Source organism: Lysinibacillus sp. FSL K6-1151, from assembly GCF_038630755.1.
Taxonomy (GTDB): domain Bacteria; phylum Bacillota; class Bacilli; order Bacillales_A; family Planococcaceae; genus Lysinibacillus; species Lysinibacillus fusiformis_D.
The window spans coordinates 2,647,230-2,667,858 of sequence record NZ_CP152040.1; the positions used below are offsets into that span (position 1 = coordinate 2,647,230).

The window sequence follows — 20,629 nt, forward strand, 5'->3', positions numbered from 1 at the left end:
TCCTTCCATATTATTTAAGTATGAGAGACATTTCTGATACCGTCGGGTGCTTCAAAAAGTCTTTCGGAGTAATGTCAATACCATTGGTACGCAATTTAGATACTATTTGAAGAGATTTAATGGAATCTCCACCGATTTCAAAAAAGTTATCATCAATACCTATTTCATTAACCTTTAGTACTTCAGCCCATATTTCTACAATTGATTTTTCCAGTTCAGTTGTTGGCTCCCTGAAATTATTTTGAGCACCATCGGAAAGGTATTGTGAAGCTTCTAAGCTAAGTAGTTTTCTGTCTCTTTTTCCGCTAGATGTTAATGGTAATCTATCTAACTCAACGAACATTGATGGGATATACGTTGCCGGTAAATCTTTAGAGACAGCTTTTTTCAAGTCATTTCTACTTAGACTATCTTTTAAATTTAAAGTGTAGAAGCAAACTAAACATGGTTTGTTATTTTGATCATTCCCTAATACTACCGCTGCATCATTAACTTGTGGTTGCTGTATTACACATGCTTCAATTTCTTCTATCTCAATCCTTACACCGTTTACCTTAACTTGTGAATCCTTTCTTCCTAGAAAATCTAAACTGCCATTCGCTGAAATTTTTACCAAATCACCAGATTTGTAAAAGGTTTTACCATTTCGCTCTACAAAAGCTTTGCTCGTTTCTATTTCATCCTTGAAATAACCTTTTGCTAAAGAAGGCCCTCCAATCATTAATTCACCTGGAAAACCTTTTGGAACTGGTAGCCCAGCTTCATCGACAACTTCTATTTCTACATAAGGTAATGGAAAACCAATATTATAGTGATCTTTTGTTACCTGTTGAACAGTAACTTCAATCCCTGCCTCAGTTGGACCATATAAATTGAATGCTTCGACTTGTGGTAACAACTCATTTATTTTTTTAGCTAATGGAGCTGGCAGAGCTTCCCCACTTAAATGAAGATATTTTAATGGTAAATTGTAATCTTTTTGAGAGTCCATTTCATTGAGCATTAATTGCAACACAGAAGGGACAAAATGACACAAGTCAATTGGCTTATCACTAATAAAATTCAATAAACCTAAAGGATCCCGATGCAAGTCTTTAGGAGCAACAACTAACGTAGCACCTGTACAAAGGGTATAAAATATTTCCCAAACAGATACATCAAATGTATATGGCGTTTTAAACAATGTTTTATTACCAGGTTTAATCTTATTTTGGTTTTTTTGCCATTCAATGCGTAAAGAAGCCCCTAAATGTGGACATACTACACCTTTCGGCTCACCCGTCGATCCAGAAGTAAACATAAGATATGCTGGATCATGGACAGAGACACTCCTCATTGCTTTTACATTATTTTTAAAGCTATTTTTTTCTAAAGTATTTACAATTTCCCATTCTCCATATGGTATTTCATCTATTGTATTTACCATTAAAACTTTTGGATTTAATCTCGCTAATAATTTCTGTGTTCTTGCTATAGGATGCTCCGTATCTAAAGGAACGTATACTGCGCCTGCCTTCAGAACACCTAGTATTACTGCGATGACATCAATTCCCCTGTCCATATAAATAGGCACATAATCGCCTTTTGCAATACCCATTGATAGCAGTAATGAAGCATATTTTTCTGCTTCTTCATTGAGTTGTTCATATGTTAAAGCTCTATCCAGCTCTTGAATGGCAATATAATCCTTATATTTTCTCGCTGCCTCTTCAAATTGACAGTGTAGTGGCTTAGCCTTTTGTATTAGTCCTCCATTATCGTTAGCGGATATAATGGAACCTTTTGTAAATGCAGAACTCCACAAATTATCTGGTTCATTAATTAATGAAGCAAGTAATCTAAAATAATTCTTCGCCAACAATTGAATCTCTACTTCTGTGAAATGAGCAAATGAATATTCTATATGTCCTTTTACTTCTCCGTTCTCCACATTGAAGAAACAACTTAAAGGAAATCTTGATCCACCAGTATCTTGCTCGATAAAACTTGTGTTGATATTCTTTAAATCCATTTCAAGATTCACTTTAAGACTGAATGTATTATTTACTACATCAAAATACTCTCTTTTATCAATGTTAGCCGCAATATCAACAATAGAGAAATCTCCATGAGCAATATTTTCATGTACAGTGTTACTGATTTCATGCAGGAGCTCTTTAAAGGAGGCATTTTTATTTAATGAAAGCGTTAAAGGAACTAAATTAACAAACATGCCAACATCATTTAAATTTTCATTTGTCCTACCATGATAAGGAACTCCTATCGTTATTGTGTCCTGCATACAATATTTTGCTAAATTTAGTGCCCAAGCAGTTAGTAATATTGTAAACTGACTCAATTTCATCTCCTGCGAAAATTGATCAATTTTTTTACCTAGCCCTCTATTGCTTTCAATCTCAAAAATCTTTCCAATTCTTATATATTCTTCGGATTTCTCTCGAATAGGCAGTTGAGCGAGTTTAAATGTCTTAGATTGCTCAACCCAAAAATCCTTTAAATTTTGATCCTTTGATTTATTAACCAATTTATTTATATTATTATATAAATTTTCAGAACTACTTGATTTGATGTCATCTCTAGTAATTTCCTCATTATAAACTTTAGCTATATTTTGAAGTATATTTTTTAAAGATAAGCCATCACATACAATATGATGAGAGACAAGTACAAAAACGGCTCCAGCATTCTCTGTATGAATGACTGCCCCTCTAAACAATACATCGCTCTCTAACTGGAAAGGTTGATTATAAATTGTCTTTGCAAGTGAGCGTGCCTCCTCCATATTTTTCACCTGTAAGATTTGAATGTGATGATCCACGTGCTCTGCTATCTCATCTATATTTCTAATTTTTTGTTCAATTCCATAGGAGGCATTTTCTCTAAAATTCACAAAAAAGGCAGCATTTTTCTTAATGTTATGCACAAAGGCACTATAAAACTTACGTTCATCGAAAAGACCGTTAATATGAAAAGTAGCACCTACATTATAAAATGGATTTCCTTCATTTGTTTTCCATAAATACCAAAGCCCTTTCTGCATACTCGTTGCAGGGAACCACTCGTTTTTATTATATACAGTAGGTTCATTGTTTGTTGATAGGGCTGGTAAAGTAGAAAGAATATCCAATAAATTACATGGTTTTCTCTGTTGCTGTACTTGCCATGGTAAACAATCAACATGAAACGCTTTTGACACTTTCACAGCAATTTCTGCCGCATCTAAGGAATTTCCTCCAACTTCAAACAAATCTGTTTGTGATGAGCATTTTAAGTCTAAGGTAGAAGAAAAAATATCAATAATCTTCTGCAAAGACTCACTTATATTCGTTGAGGATTCACTTAATTGTTTTCTGTTGAAATAGTCAATATGCTGTTTGTTCAACAATTCTCGATCTATTTTCCCGTTTCTAGTCAACGGTAAATGTTTATGAAAAATAAGTTGAACTGGTATCATATTGTTAGGAAGCTTGTCTTTTAAATAGTTAAATAATTCAAGTTCTGAAATAGAGGATTCCTCTTCTAATACAATGGATGCTGTCAATAGCGTATTTGAAGCTATATGTATTGGTAATGCTATAGCTTGACTTACTCTATTATGTTTTTGAAGAGTACTCTCTATATCCCCTAATTCAATTCTCACTCCATTAATGCTTAATTGGAAATCTTCCCTACCATGGAAATGGAACTTCCCTTGAAGATCTCTGCTGACGACATCCCCAGTGTTGTAGGCTCTTACATTTTCACCGTCAATGTCTAACTGTTTAAATTTTTCATTTGTCTCATGCGGCAAATTAATATATTCTCTTGCTAATCCCTCACCAGATATCCATAATGTTCCTTTTCTATCAACTTCATGAATGATTTGTAAATTTCGATCTAAAATAAAACACTTTACATAAGGTAAAGCAGAGCCTATATGAGGTAGCTTTTTCGCCTTACCATCCGCTCTCTCCACAATTCCAGAAGTACTTACAACAGTCCCTTCACTTGGTCCATAATTGTTTACTACATGAAAAGGTAAATCTTTTGAAGGGTACTTTGTTAGTTTATCTCCCCCTACCAAAAGATATTTTAAAGCTACATGACTATGATCCCAGCCGAGTTCCATTAGTCGCTCTGCAATTGGCGTAGATACAAATGAATGCGTTACTTGATGCTTTATCCAAGTATTTTTTAATAGCTCTGGGTTCAGTCTTTCATCTTTTGTCGTCATATAAATAGATGCTCTTGAAGCTATTGCTCCCCAAATCTCCCATATGGAAGCGTCGAATCCAGGTGAAGAGGTTAAAGATACTATTGAATCTTTTGTCACATCAAACGTTTTTGTATGCCAATCGATTAATTGATTTAAAGATTGCCACTCAACGACTACACCCTTCGGTTTGCCTGTAGTACCTGATGTAAAGACAATATAAGCAGCTGATTTTACAGAAAAATGAATATTTATGTTAATTTCTTTATGATCCAAGTTAAAATGTTGAAGAGCATCATCAAGCTTAAAAGTGATCTGATCTTGAAAAGCATTTGCCTTATAAATATCCTGATGCGTAATTATTATGCTAGGTTTGATATCGTCAATGATGTTGTCGATTCTGTCCTTTGGTGTCTCTGGATCGATACAAACAATAACCCCACCAGCAATAAATGTGGATAAATGTGCAACAAGAAGAGCTGGTGACCTTCTAAGAACAATCAAAACATTTTGTTCAGCACCCGGTTTAATCCCCTTCTCTTGCATTGCGGTTGCTAATTTAAACGCTTTATTAGCCAGTTGTTTTAAACTGTATTTATTTTGATTGAACCATAAGCTTTGTTCGTCATAGTAATTGATTTCTTCACTAAAAAAACTTTCATAGAAATTTGACATTCTATTACCCCAATCTAACAAATTATTTAGAAGCATTAATTTTTAGATATTTAGAATATAAATTTGGATTTGCGATTGATAATTTTAGAAATTCCAGTGTTTCATTTTTAGGAAACCCTTTATGCATTAAAATGGAAAAAAATTGTTGAGATAAACTTGCAACTCTGTGAGATTCCACTGTCATGTGTTTGCTCTCTTTCATCTCTTTTAATTCCTGTTTAATGATCTGATAGGGAGAATGGATTTCTTTCTCAAAGTCCTGCTTATCGATTTTCTCTTTAAAAGGAGTCCCAATAATAACTCTTAAACACGCTTGTAAAAAGTGGATAGTTTCTTCTATTTTGAATGTATTTTCATTAAGATTATTTAAAATAGAATGGATGCCATTTTTCTCGTTAACCGGTATCGCCCGATAGTCAGGATATTCCATCTTCATAATATCCGTTAGAATCGTTTTAGGACCCATCTCAATAAATGTGCCAACGTCTTTATTAATGAGCACGTCCATAACTTTTGGCCATCTCACACTTTCCGTAAGTTGTCTACTTAATTGATCTGCTATTTCGTCAGCCCTACTATATAGTTGACCTGAAGCACAGGAAAATATAGGATATCGACAATCATTCATCTGTGTTTGTTGCAGAGCTGCTTGAAATCTTTTTTCTGCTGGCTTCATGAGTCTACTATGAGCAGGAACACTAACAGGTAATATCTTTGTAACCGCTCCCTTTTTCTGTAACTCAATGGAGGCCTGCTCCAATGCATTTTTATGACCACTTAGTACGATTTGATTTGTCGAATTAAAGTTGGCAACAGTTACATGATTATTGTCAGTATCTATTCTTTGACATACTGCCTCTACTTCTTCTCCAATAAGTCCAAAACAAACAACCATACCACCATCTTGAGTACATTCACTCATAGCAGTTGCACGAAGCTTTACTAATTCAACTGCCTTGGCAAAAGGGATTCCGTCGGCAGCAACTACTGCCGACAGTTCACCTAGACTATGTCCAGTTAAATAGAGTTGTTTTACATCATTATTTTTTTTAAATATCTCCCAGCAGGCAATGCTATAAACTAGAATTGCAGGCTGAACTATTACCGTATTACGAAGTTCTCCATTGTTATTTTCACATGCTTTCAATAAATCATAGCCTAATATATCGCTAGCCTCATTATACAGATCACGAGCTATTTGATAATTTTTGTATAATTCTTGTCCCATAGAATCGTATTGTGAACCTTGACCCGGAAATACAATTGCAGTGTTCAAACGATATCCCTCCCAATGTTAATAGTCATTTTCCTTTCAACTCAATGCTTATTCAATAGTAGAGATAGTGCCTCTTCTGATGAAATGTCATCACTTTCAAATGCCTCAAGAATATCGCTTAATTCATCTTTGGCATTATAAAAATGATCGCAGTATACAATTTGGTCTTGGAATGTAGGATTACTATATAAATCAGAGATTTCAAATTTTAAATCAATGAATTTATTTTTAAATAAATGAACAAATCTTAAAGCACTTAAAGAACTTCCTCCTAAACTAAAGAAATTATCAATTTCTTTAATCGTTGAAATACCTAAAACTGTTTTCCAAATTTCACGTATACTCGCTTCAATCTCAGATAGTGTAAACTCACTTTTCACTACTACTTCTTCCGTTGAAATACTTTCGTTTTGATTGTTTTTTGACTGATTAAAGCGCTCTACTTCGTTCCAAAAACGCTCGCCAAATGGAATTTTAATAACTGGTTTAAGATAATGGACTTGCTCTAAATCAAAACGTGAAATCAGACTCCATTCATAGCCTTTAGTGAAAAATAAGTTCAATGAATTTTGGAAATCTACAAAATCAATTGGAGGTATGGCCGTATCACTCCCAAAATCTTTTTTATCGTCTAGTATTAACGTAAAGTTCATCGTTTTACCGTTGATTCCTTTTTGATTCAAATACCCAGCCATTGAGTCTAAATATTGATTCACAGCGCAGCATTCACTTGCAGATTTTGTACCCATTAAAGAAGAGATTGAAGAAAATAGGATAAAGAAATCTAATGGCTCTGGATTTAATTCCTTTTCCACTAAATAAGTGCCGATTACTCGGTTATGAATACCTTTTTTGAATTGACTAAGCGTTAATTCTTTTATCCATAGATGGTAAAGTTGTTTGACTAACATGAACGCTCCATTGATTTCACCAAAATCTTGTCTAATTTTCGCAAATGTTTCTTTAACAGCGTGTTCATCTGTCACATCACACTGCAAGATTGTAACTGTAGAACCTCGACTTTCAATCTCCATAATTGACGTCAGTTTATAAATCAACATTTCATCTTCTGGTTGATTATTCTCAATAATCTTTGCCCATTCCATTCGGTCTGGTAATAAATTTCTAGCTAATAAAATTATATTGACATTTTGCTTTTCACTTAAAAACTTCCCTAATTGAACACCTAAATATCCTGTACCACCTGCAATAACATAGTTTCCATTCGCTCTTACTATAATTTCATTGCCATTAAAGTCATCGCTTTGTCTTTCAATAACTTTTGTATATCTTTTTGATTTTCTAAATGCCACTAATTCTGGGCGAAGCTCTTTATCTTGTTGTAACTCTTTTAATAATTGTGTAGCAATGTCTTGAGAACTTCCGTCTAAATCATGGTCGATCGAGTAGGATGAAATAGTCGGCTGTTCCTGTGAGATAACTTTCGCTAAGCCAAAAGTTGTTACCCTAGCAGGAATTATTTTTTCATTGTCCTGAACTTGCTCTGTTAATGACGACATGACATTTAATTGAATTGGATGTGTAACTTCAAACTCTAATAACATCTTTGTTATATTGAATAGTGAGAAAATACCTTCTTCTTGGGATTTCTCCATATTTTCTTTTGATTCCATTGTTTCATCTAAGTGCTTGAATGTGTAAGAATGGATAATCCCTTTTAAATTCCTTAATTCATCCACACCTATATTTTCAAACAGCTTATACATATCTTTTTCGGAATTTATGTCAATACCATATTGTTCCGTTGTATATTTTACAAATTTGTCTGATTCAAGTACTTCAATTATTTTTATACCTAAAGCAGCCATTCTATTTTTTAGCTCAACTATATTTTCATCATCTTTATTCACAAAGAAAAGCCAAGTTGATCCTGCTTTTAATGCTACATCAGTAGTCGTATTATCATAAGGATAATATAACCATTTCTTTTCGAAAAATAGCTCTTTCGTCTGATTTTGGAATGCCTCTTTACTAGATGGCCATATTCTTCTTGTATTAAAAATACTGACTGGCAACGGAAGTAATTGCCCATCTTTAAATAATTCGCGACATTCCTCTGTAACATTGTTACCTTCTAAGTATCGCTGCATTAGCGCTTTATCTGCTGATGATGAAGCGGTAAATTCATCTAGATTTTTAATACTATCAACTTGTGTTTCATGTTCATCAGCTAAAAATATGCCTTGTGTATAAAAATTCTTCGGGACCTTTTCAAATGTTCTTACATTTAATAATCTTTCGACTTTTCGAAGTAGTTCATGACAATCGCTTGCAAAAATACATACTCTAGACTGTTCATGGCTTCTTCTATTATTTAATGTATAGGCTAAATCTTGAATACTGTAATTTTCATTATTTTTAAGATGACTAGCTAAGGTTTTTATTTGATCCCAAAGCGCTCTACGAGTTTTACTTGAAATAAACAACGGTGTCAGTTTTTCAGTTACTTGCTCCTGTTTATGATGTCGATACTCCTCTAGTACCACATGAACATTCGTGCCACTTATGCCTATTGAATTAACACCTGCTCTTAAAATTTTATGCTCATCAAACGTTTTATTTTCTGAGCTGACTTTGAACGGTGTTTCTTTGAAGCTTATTTTAGGATTTTCTGCTACAAAATGATTAAGACCTGGAACTGTTCTTTTTTCGATGGATAGTACAGCTTTTATTAATCCTGCAATACCTGCAGCATCACCCATATGGCCAAAATTCGACTTAATTGAACCTAATTGACATTCAACAGTCTTATTTGATTTTTGTAGATAGGCCTTTTTAAGTCCCTCTACTTCGAGTAAATCACCTACTTGAGTACCTGCGCCATGCGCCTCAACAAAATCAATATCATTAAATGATAACTTTGCATCGTCCAGAGCATCCATGATTGCTTTAGATTGAGCGTCAGGATTCGGAACTTGCATCCCATTTGATGCACCATCGCTACTTATACTTGAACCCTTTAAGACAGCATGAATGTGATTGTTGTCGTTTATGGCATCAGATAATCTCTTTAGAACAATAGCAGCAACCCCTTCACCTCCGATAATTCCATCTGCACTTTCATCAAATGGTGAACATCTATATTTTGTGCTTCTTACAACATAATCAGGCGCTTCCTCTTCCCAATAAGGGAATAAATTCAAATTCACTCCAGCGACTACCGCTAAGTTACAATCCCCCTGCTTAAGCGCATTTTTAGCAACATGAACAGCGGCTAAAGAAGAGGAACAACTCGTATTAATTGTCATAACTGGACCTTTAAGATCGAATGCATATGATAAATGGTAGCCCAGATTAGCAGGTATATTTGAAATAAAAGCCCGCTCATCTTTTTCTTCAAATAAATTTAAATAATCAAATGCAGGATGAGGAGTATGCGCTATAAATACGCCAGTATTTGAATCCTTTAGATGATTTTCCTTGTATCCTGCCATGTACAAGGACTCTAATGCAACCTGTAAAAACAAACGCTCCGCTGGCCCCATAAATTGAGCTTCATGTTCATTCAATCCGAATTGTTCAGGGTCAAACTGTTCAATGTTCGTTAGCCATGAGCCATACGATCTTGGATCATTCGTTAAATTATTTTTCAAATGGTTATACATGTCATGCAATTTAGGGTTAGAATTAACAATTAAATCAAAACGCTCTTTTGAAAATTCAGTCACAAAATCCTTTTTATTTATGAGACCTGTCCATAGATCATCCAGGTTTGAGACATTAGGAAATCTTAAAGACATACCAACAATTGCGAGTGGTTCACTTGTTTCTTTTTCCATTTCATCTAGTAAATTTAATGCTAAATTTGTATCCAACTTATTTTCTTCTACTAAACTTAATATTTTTTTAGACATTGTGCTGTACATCATTTTCTTCTCTCCTATCAAAGTCTTTAATGTATTTTAGTTGAGCGAAAATTGCCACAGTTAATATAATTAAGCCTCCAGCTAGTAAGAGTAGTGTCCCATACACTCCTCGTTCTCCACTACCTAAATAAGGGATAATATTTACGTTTGAGGCAACTAATTTATCAGCAAGTATTCCTCCTAAAATGTAAGCGACGGGTAATGAAATCCAAGCGAATGTTCTAGCAATTGAAAAAACTCTTCCTAATAAATTGGGCTCCGTATGAAGTTGAATTAAAGTTAGTGTACCTGTATTAACCACTGGCAGTAATAACCCTAAACCACCCCAAAAAACGGCAATTAATAGCATATTATTGAATAACCCTGTTAACGTTATAAAAACACCAATACCAAAATTCGAAATTAGTACTAACCATATGATGTGTTTCTTCAATTTGATGAATGACATTAGTATTCCGCCTAATACCATCCCTCCTCCATATATAGAGCTTAGTAAACCAAATTGTTCAACAGTTCCAAAGCTCAATATATACGGCTGTCCAACTACTTGATTGAACCCTAGTGCAAAATTTAAAACCGTAAATAGTAACACTAACGTAAGAAGTGATTTATGCTTGATTAAATAATTGAAACCATCTTTTAGATCACCTAAAATGGAGTTATTTTCATTGCTATCTTCATTGTCACTGTTCTCTTTCACACTTAATTTTGTCCAAAGTATTAAGAGAATAGGAATGGCAATACAATAAGTAACTAGCTCTGCCCCAATGATATAGATAATACTTCCAAATCCCATTATTACACCACCAATAACAGGACCCAGAACATCACTAGTCGACGATGCCATGGAAAATACACCATTAGCTCTAGATAACTTTTCCTTTGGCACTAGGTTAGGTGCTAATGTTTGTAATGCTGGTGTTTGCATAGAGCTAACTATAGAAAGAGATATAGCACCAGCAATTACATGAACCATACTTATATTCCCTAGTAAAAGGGAGGAGAAAATTATTGAAGAAATAATTAGTCCAATAATATCTCCTAGTAATATTAATAATCGTGGACCTTTCCTATCTATCCAAATTCCTATAAAAGGCGATAACACAATTGCTGGTAGAAATCCTGCAACTAAAACGACCGCAAAACTAGATACTTGACCTGTACTTTGGTAAGCCCAGACACCAAGCCCAAACCTTGCAACAGAAGAACCTAATAAAGATATAAAATGAGTAGCTACAACCATTAAAAAGATTGTAAATCCTCTGTTTGTTGGTTTGCTAAAATAAGTTATCATGTACTTTGGGGCTCCTTTGCATTTCCACTACATTCAACCAAAGCTTCTTCAAACTTAGATAAGAGATGTTGAGCTTTTTCATTACTAATCACTTGTGTATCTACCTCTAAGCTTAGATTAAGTTTTCCATCCAAAATAAAGATGTTTATTTCCAAAATATTAGAAAGTTCATTATCAGGATGAATAGCAGGGGCCTGAGGAAGATTTGAGGAGTACTGTAGCACTCCGTTCCCTCCATTTTTACTATTTGTGGAAGTACTAATATCGTTATCAAAATCCCCTAAATAATTGACCAATATTGATGGTTGAATATGCGTAATGTTGTTATTTTCTTTGATCCACCTTGCTATCATAAAGTCCAGTCCACTGCCAATTTCGCTCAATGCTTGTCCAACTGTGTAAAGCATTTCTTCGACAGTATTTATTGTCACCTGTAGCGGATACATCGTAGTAAACCAACCTATTGTTCTACTAAGATCTAATGCTGATTGGCGACTATCTCGTCCATGCCCTTCAAAGTTAAATAACACATCTTTTTGACCAAATATTTGACTAAACGCTTGAGCAAATGTTACGGCAATAAGAACATCAGGTTTATAAATTTCTGAATGTTTTCTAGCATTTAAAAATTGCTTTGTACTTTCCTCACTTAGCGTTTTCGTTACATGATATCGATCCTTAAATAAATAATCTTTTCTGACAGGCTGAATGCATAATGGATGTACATTTTCCACATCTATATTTTCCCAATAAGAATAATTCGTGTGTAATTCTTTTTTATACAATTCTCCTATCCAATCCGAAAATTGCGTCATAGGGAAGCTGATCTTATCTTCACCATTTACAATAGCTACATAATTATTTTCTAATTCCTCTAATAGAACCCTCCATGAAACTCCGTCAACGACTAGATGGTGAATAAAGAATGTTAAAATAGGCTTCTTAGATGTTAGGAACACTACTGCTCCTATTGGTAATACCTTTCCAAAATTAAAGTTATTTTGTAATTGGAATTGAATCTTTTCAATTTCTTCTTTTAACATACTTGGAGGTGTTAATTTTAGATCTTTCACAATTAGCTTAAATTTGTTGACTAAGCTTGGTTCAACAAAAGCCTTTGGTTTGCTCTCGTTCACATCAAACCATGTCAGCAAGCTCTCATTAACTGAAATAATTGATTGGAAAGACTTTTCTAAAGCAGCCACATCCACTTTCTCAGGCAATTCTACTGACATTAATAAGTTCCAATAGTGGGCATGTTTAAATGTTTGTTGGAAGAACCATCTTTGCATTGGAGCAAGTGGAATCTCCTTAGAACTTAATTCCTGCCATTCTTTTTGAATGTCCATTTCTTTAGTAGTGTTCATAGCGATTTTTCGAATACTTCTACAATTAAAGATATGGTCAATTTTCAAATTAATATTTTTTTCCTTTGCCTTTGAGATAAACTTTAATGCCTTGATGGAGTCTCCTCCAATTTTAAAGAAATCAGAATCAATGTTAAATTGACGGTCACTTAAAATCCCTTTTAGTATAGACAGCAACTCTCTTTCAACCTCTGTCAAACTACTAATATCATCTGTCTGAACTATTCTGTCGTCGTATAATTCAGGGCTTGGCAGTGAAAGTCTATCTACTTTTCCACTATTAGCCATTGGAATTTTTTCTATTTTTTGATAATACGTAGGAATTAAAGATTCTGGTAAATATCGTAAAAGGTACTTTTCAATATCTCTTTGATTAATCTCTTGTTGACTGATTAAGTAAGCACACAGCTGTTCACCAGATTCATTTTTATATAATTTAACCACAGCATCTTTAATACTTGGGATTTCTCGCAAATATCTTTCGATTTCTTCTAGCTCCACTCTATGGCCACGAATTTTAACCATATTATCTTTACGTCCATAACAAACGATTTTACCGTTAGGCAATACTTGCCCCAAATCCCCTGTCTTATATAAATAGCCTGAGTGTAAATGATTAATATGATTAGCTATAAACTTAGTTCTAGTTAAATTAGGCTCTCCCAAATAGCCTAGGGCAACACTCTCACCACTTAATACGATTTCACCAACACCATATGAAGGGACTAGCTGATTCTGATTGTTCAAAATGTAAACAGAAGTGTTATGAATCGGTAATCCGATTGGCGCATGGATATAATCTGAATGTAAATCTTCTTCTGTTACTTCATGATAAATCGTTCCAACAGTAGCTTCAGTTGGCCCATATTCATTAATGATACGAGCATAAGGGAATTGATCTCTCAACGTTTTACATAATGATATATCTAAAGCTTCTCCCCCTAGGATGAAGCACTCTACATTTGGTGCAAATCTCTCATCCTCAATTAAATACTGGATCTGTTTAGGTGTGCCTTTTATCGTTATTGTTTCTTTTATTTTGGCTACACTTTCAAAAGCCTGATCGATTTCTCCTTCACAGCATATTATTTTTCCACCCGTTATTAACGGAATAAACATGGAAGTAATCGTTAAATCGACAGATATTGAAGTGAAAAATGGCATATTTAACGATCTTCCAGTAGGTGAATAGTATGCAGTAGCCCAGTTCAAATAATTATTAAGGTTTTTACCTGAAACAACTACACCTTTTGGTTTTCCAGTACTACCGGATGTAAAGAGAATATATGCAGGAGAAGTTTTAGCAAAAGAATTTAACTCAATCTCTACATGCTCGTCTAGATGAATTGCTTCACTTAGCATATTTTTAGAGCTGCTTTGTTTATATTTTGCGCTCTTCTCTTTAACAATGATGACAGCATCAAATCTATATTGATTTAGCTCATTACTTACAGTGTATGTCTTCTCAGAACATTCAATTTGTATATCAGCACCGATGTCACTGAGAAGCTCTTTTAAAATTTCTTCATTAATAAATAAATCTGTATCCCAATCTAATTTAGTATTCTTATCCATATTTTCTTCTTTAAATGCTTGTAAAGAAGAGACAAATTCATCTTTTTTATCGATATTTAATAAATCTCCCAAGAAGATGATTCCGCCCTCTTTTAAAGAGTCAATAGCTTTTTGAAGTACCACCTTTAAATAGCCATAGCTCGGGAAACAATGAATAACACTATTAATGACAACCGCATCTAATGCTGTTTCAAACTTCTTAAAGGCATGAGCCTTGGAAATGTCAAATTGAATATTGTTAAAGTTAGATTTTTGAGCAATCTGTTTATTCCTCTCGATAATGGAGGAAGATAAATCCATAGCTGTATATGTTTTCGTATATGGAGCAAGAGCAAAAGTTGTCAAACCTGAGCCACATCCAAGCTCTAATACATTTGAATCTTGAGGTAAATACTTTCTTATTTTGTTTACTGCATTTTCCGCATACTCTTGCATTTCTAAGGAACTGAAAGCTTCACCTGTATAACTACTATTCCAACCACTAGCCTCTATTTCTGTTTTTTGCCCTTCTGCAAAATAGTTCCACAAAGATTCGTTCATTAATTCACTTGAATCAACAACAGCACACTGATCTAAATCTGTTTCTCCTAACACCATAACCGTTTGAATATTGTCATTTTCAAATAACAGCCTATTACACAATGAATAGAATTTCTTTTCTGAAATAATAACGTTAGCTTGACTTTGTTTGATAATAGATTCAATTCTTGCTTTTGGATTTTTAGGTGATACAGGTATAAATGTGACATTACTCATTAAACAAGATAAAATACCTAAAATGGCTGTTCTATTATTGTCAGAAATAATGACAATATTTTTGATTTCACTGTTGCTGTTCAATAATTTTCTTGCTATTGATTTACTTCTATCTACCAACTCTTGATATGTTAATGAACCTTCGTTATCTTCTAATGCTGTTTTTTGTGGGTTCTTTTCTGCCATCATTAAAATGGTATTTAAAAAGTTTCTGCCGTCTTCGACAAATTGACCATTTATAACACTTTTACTATTTTCTACATCGGTGTTATTTAATTCATGCTCATGTAAAACCATTTCTAGTATTTGTAAATACGTTTCAATTAATGAATCAATAAATTTAGATGAATATACACCGTCATAATACTCAAGGTTGCAGAATAACTCTCCACTTGGTAATTCAACGAATTCGAATTCAAGATCCCATTTACTAGTTTTGTGTTCAGAAACAATAGGTGTTAATTCTGCATCGTCAAAAGCTGATGTCGTATTTTTAAATTTAAAATTTTGAAGTGCCACGTTTATATTAAATAAAGGTGAACGACTAGTATCTCGAGGTAAATCTAATTTCTCCACTAATAAATCGAAAGGATATTCTTGATGCTTAAAGCTATCCAATAACATGGTCTTGACATTTCTTAATAATGTAAGGAAATCATCCTGTTCTTCATAATTAATCCTTAATGGGATAGTATTTGTGAATAAACCAATAATTTTCTCTAATTCTTCATTCAATCTTCCAGATACTGGTGTCCCGATCACCATATCCGTATCTCCAGTCATCTGATTAATAAGTTTAAATACACTTGAAACTAAAACCATGTATAATGTACTTTCATTTGTATTAGCAAAAGTTCTTAATTGATCTGCTAATGTAGCACTAATATCAAACCTTTTTAGCTTTCCTGTATAGCGGAAAGTACTTGGTCTTAATTTATCGCCTGTGATTTCGGTAATCGGAAGACTTCCGCTTAATGTATGAAGCCAGTAATCTTCATGTTGTTTAAATCTACCACTTTCTATATTTTCACGTTGCCATGCAGCAAAATCTACATACGTATTTTCTATTTGTGGCAATGTTTCATGTATATTATTACTACTATTGTACAAAGTGAAAAGTTCATCCGATAATAGCGATAATGACCAGCCATCTACTATAATATGGTGCATCATTAAAGCAAACAGACTTTTATCTTTTCCTGTTTTATACACAAATACTCTTAAAAGGGGTCCCGTTTCCAAATCATACGGAGTTTCTTTCCAACGATTTATTTGATCCATAGCTTTTGCTTCAGCATTATCTTCTAAATGAAAATCTTTGTATTCAAATAAATAGTTTGGTTTTTGCAGTATTTTCTGTTTATTTCCATTCTCATGCTTTACAAAAACTGTTCTTAACGATTCATGTCTCTGTGAAAGTAAATCGAATGTTTGGCGTAATCTCTCAATGTCAACTAACCCGTTAACTTTAAAAATAAACGGAGTATTGTAAACCATTTTTTGATCTGTTAATTGTTCTATAATGCTTAATCTGTTTTGACCGTATGATAATGGATATTCATGATTTTCAACACTAATTTGAGGTATTTCCTCTGTTGATTTTGAATGATCATTGTTTAATTGTTTACTTAGTTGTTCAAATGTAAGGAATACATCATCTAATACAAAGTCTCTCTTAAATTGTTTTTTCAAACGAGTAATAAATTGTAGCCCTGAAAGAGAATTTCCACCTACTGATATAAAATTATCCGTCTGCTTAATATTCTCTGTTTCTAGGATTATTTCTGCTAAACGAATGATTTCTTCAAGATTTGTTTTTCCTTTTACCTCTATAGCCTTTACGCCAGCCTCACTCTGTAACCAATAAGATTTCTCATCAAAGTAGTATGTAGGTAAAGAAATTTTATAATTCTTCTCATCCTGGAATTGTTTATGCCAACTACATTTTTCACCTGTAATAAAATCTTCTGCCAATTTTTTGATATTGTGATCGTCATGGGTTGTCATATCAATAATTTTTTCCCAATTAGCCATATCAAGATTGATTAAATTTTTACATGCGGCTATTAGATCGTCTATTGTCTCAGCAATAATGGCTACTCTTATTTCATGATGCTCCCTACCTGTACACATCGTATATGCTAAATTACTTATATTAATCATATCCCCAGTTAAATTGGAGAAATGTTCAATAGTCCCTCGCAAAGATAATTCAGATTTAGCAGAAAAAGGAATAACATATGCTTTTTTATTATGATCTTTCTTATGGATTTCAGTCTTCGTTGGAGCTTCCTCTAATAGTAAATGTACATTTGTACCATTAAAGCCAAAACAACTTACACCAGCTACAATAGGTTCATTTTCTTTTTTATTTTTTTTAATATTAAATGGTAATGTCGGAATAAAAACTGGAGAATTGACAAAATCAATATGTGTATTTGGTTCAACTAAATTTATTGTAGGTGGAACTATTCCTTTTTTTATTACATGTAGTGCTTTGATTACACCCGATAAACCTGCAGCTCCATCAAGTAAGTGGCCAATATTTCCCTTCACAGAACCAATTGGCAAAAATTGTTTATCATTATTACTTCGTTCAACTGCTTCTTGAAGGCCTCGTATTTCAATAGGGTCACCTAAATGAGTACCTGTCCCATGCGCTTCAATATAGTCAATTTGCTCAGGCTTAATGCCAGCTAAATCCCAAGTTTCGGCTAATAAATCTGCATGTGCTTTAGGATTTGGTGCGGTAATACCTGCTGAAGTACCATCATTATTTACTTTAGAGGCAATTATAACAGCGTGGATATTATCATTATCTTCTATTGCTTGATCTAAAGGTTTTAATAACAGCGCTACTGCCCCTTCTCCTCTTCCTATCCCACTTGCTGAGTCGTCAAATGGCTTACACTTTTGTTGCTCAGACATAATACCCGCAGCATTCATAAAAAGTTTTTCACTATTTATTGGATAAGGAAAAATATTAACACCACCGACTAATGCCGTTTCACAATCATTATTCATTAAACCCACACAGGCTTCGTGAATTGCCAACATTGAAGAGGCACAGGTAGCATTCACAACATAAGACGGTCCTTTTAAATTAAAAATATAAGAAATTCTTGAGGCCGTAAAAGCAGGAATATTACCTGGAACACTTAATGGTGTGAATTCAGCCAATCCTTCAGAGTAATTGGTCATAGCTGCTGAAATGTAAACACCTGTATTTGAATTTTTTATACGACTCCCTGCATAACCAGCATCTTCAAAACATTGGTATGCAATTTGAAGGAATCTACGCTGTTGTGGATCCATCACTTTTGCTTCAGCAGCTGAAATATTAAAAAATCCAGCATCAAATTTATCAATTTCATCTAGCCATGCTGCATCCCAAAACGGCTTCTCCTTTGAAATTTTAAGTTTTTCCATATTATTAACAAGGAATCCCTCACACAACGCTTTCCTACTATCACTTAATTCTGTTATTTTGTCCTGTTCATTGCTTAAAACATTCCAAAATTCATCAAAATTTTTAGCACCAGGTAATTCCGCAGAAATTCCGATAATTGCGATCTTTTTATCTACTTTCGGTTTAGACTCACTTTTAATTTCATTCACCGATTCAATGATTTGTTTCGCTGCATTTTTTGTTAGTTCTTTATTTTTAAGAAGATTTAAAACTTGAGGTATTAATTTACTCATAATATTTATCCTCCTCTAATATCAGATTATTCAAAAAATATTTTTCTAAGGCCGAAAACTCTTTTATCTTTAGTTGTTGCTCTGATGGAAATTCATTCATTTTACTGCATACGGAAATTTTATAACCATTAATCAAGTTATATTGCTTGAAATAATAAGGATAAGGACTAATATTTTGTTCAATTGAAATTTCATTATTACTAGTCTCTATGGAGAAAGAATCTAAAGGAATGCTTAAACCTAATCCAATATTTTTCACAAAAGCTTCCTTCAAAGTCCATAAATCATAAAAATGTTCTTTTTTCCTTTCAGTTGGCGTTTGATTGTACGAAGCGTATTCTATACGTGAAAAATAATTTTTAATTATTTCATCATCGTAATTAGCTTTCATCTCTTCAATATCAATTCCTACATCACAATTGCCAATGACACATATGACCCATTCACCTGAATGAGAAATGTTAAATTCATAATCTCCATTGATACAGTATGGCTTCCCATATGTATTCGTTTGGATATTTATTTCAGAAGGATGACATTTTAAATGCTTCATCAATAAATATTTCATCAACAATTCAGCTATTAAGGATCTATATGCATCTATTTTATTTAAGTAAGCTTCTATTCTTCTTGCTTTTTTTGTACATACAAAATTCATTAGTTCAGAATAATTTGAAATATGTACAGGTACTTTAATTAAACAAATTTCTATCACATATCACGCCCCCAAAATGTTCTCCACAACCCCAGAGTAAAAATTCCTTAAAATTACATTAAAGGATATTTACTTATAAAAACAAATCTATTTTCCAATTACAATATTAAACACCCTGGAATAAATAGTCAATAAATAACCTGCCTTATTTTATAAAAAATACCAATTATGTTATATTTACCATTCGTTGTTCTTAGTCTATGAGTATTTACATAGAGTCTTGTTAGAACTACTAAAAATCACAAAAAAAAAGGATTCTTCCCTATAGAAGTCCTTTTAAAACAAAATTATACTATGTTGATATGTATGTTTATTAGGAAGTTTTCTATACCCAACACATTCAATCACTCAGATTAATTTCCAATACAAATCAGCAGAAGAATATTCTTCATAAAGAAACACAACATACTAAATTGAACAGCTTAAAACATTCCTTCAATCACCTACTTTCAGTGTCCTGCTAAAAAACTTGGACAAGTCCAACAATTTTTAAGGAAGCTTCAATTTATTATTCACAGATAACATACGGATAATCACAATCAAAATAACAATGACTGACAATTGAAGTGGGCTGCTCCACCCTGCCCAGATGCAAAGCCCACACAAAAATGTTAAGACAGCATGGATTTCTTCTCTTAGTGCGAGCGGCGTTCTCCCCGCTAACAAATCTCGGATCATGCCACCGCCAACACCAGTAAACATAGAAGCTAGAATAATAATACCTAGATCATGATGGAGGCTTTGCGCTAACAATCCTCCTTGTATTGCAAAGGAAGCAAGGCCAATCGAATCAAAGAAATAGCCCCAGCGGTTCCAGTGATGAATCCAATTCCTTTTGACAAATAAAATAGTCGTCAGCGTGACTAAAACAACTAATAAGGATTGCCGCTCCCATATATCTGATACTGGTATATCCAGTACGACGTTGCGAATAATGGAACCTCCATAAGATGTAGTAAGTCCAAGCACAAATATACCAATAAAAGAATATTTGGCCTGTAACGCAACAAATGCGCCACTTATCGCATAAGCAATAATACCAATGACATGTAATACTGACCAGGTCACATGATTCAACTCCTCTTTTTTATACCTATATACATAAAAAAGCCCATCATAAAATAGTTGCGTGGTTACTACGCAAGCTATTTTATGATGGGCTAATATTCTAGCAGTTTTACCTACTAATT

General features: G+C 33.5%; 7 protein-coding genes. All 7 read right to left on the reverse strand.

What is annotated here, in order from left to right; translation table 11 throughout:
* Positions 1 to 10: 10 nt before the first annotated feature.
* The gene (locus MHI04_RS12825) at positions 11 to 4,867 is read right to left on the reverse strand and encodes an amino acid adenylation domain-containing protein (protein WP_342534898.1); all 4,857 of its coding nucleotides are present in this window, start codon (positions 4,865 to 4,867) and stop codon (positions 11 to 13) included.
* 22 nt (positions 4,868 to 4,889) lie between these two features.
* Complete coding sequence (gene fabD / locus MHI04_RS12830) at positions 4,890 to 6,143, reverse strand: ACP S-malonyltransferase (RefSeq protein WP_342534899.1); 1,254 nt, start codon at positions 6,141 to 6,143, stop codon at positions 4,890 to 4,892.
* A 41-nt stretch (positions 6,144 to 6,184) separates the two neighbouring features.
* On the reverse strand, positions 6,185 to 10,033 hold the full coding sequence (locus MHI04_RS12835; RefSeq protein ID WP_342534900.1) for a beta-ketoacyl synthase N-terminal-like domain-containing protein: 3,849 nt from the start codon (positions 10,031 to 10,033) through the stop codon (positions 6,185 to 6,187).
* Positions 10,011 to 11,324, reverse strand: a complete 1,314-nt coding sequence (locus MHI04_RS12840; RefSeq protein WP_058844580.1) for an MFS transporter — start codon at positions 11,322 to 11,324, stop codon at positions 10,011 to 10,013. Before MHI04_RS12840 ends, MHI04_RS12835 begins: the two co-directional genes overlap by 23 nt.
* Positions 11,321 to 18,724, reverse strand: coding sequence for a condensation domain-containing protein (locus MHI04_RS12845; RefSeq protein ID WP_342534901.1), 7,404 nt, complete (start codon positions 18,722 to 18,724; stop codon positions 11,321 to 11,323). Before MHI04_RS12845 ends, MHI04_RS12840 begins: the two co-directional genes overlap by 4 nt.
* On the reverse strand, positions 18,717 to 19,439 hold the full coding sequence (locus tag MHI04_RS12850; protein WP_340809148.1) for a 4'-phosphopantetheinyl transferase superfamily protein: 723 nt from the start codon (positions 19,437 to 19,439) through the stop codon (positions 18,717 to 18,719). Before MHI04_RS12850 ends, MHI04_RS12845 begins: the two co-directional genes overlap by 8 nt.
* A 489-nt stretch (positions 19,440 to 19,928) precedes the next feature.
* A complete protein-coding gene (locus MHI04_RS12855; protein WP_036120593.1) occupies positions 19,929 to 20,507 on the reverse strand; it encodes a TRIC cation channel family protein in 579 nt (192 codons plus the stop codon).
* Positions 20,508 to 20,629: the final 122 nt, after the last annotated feature.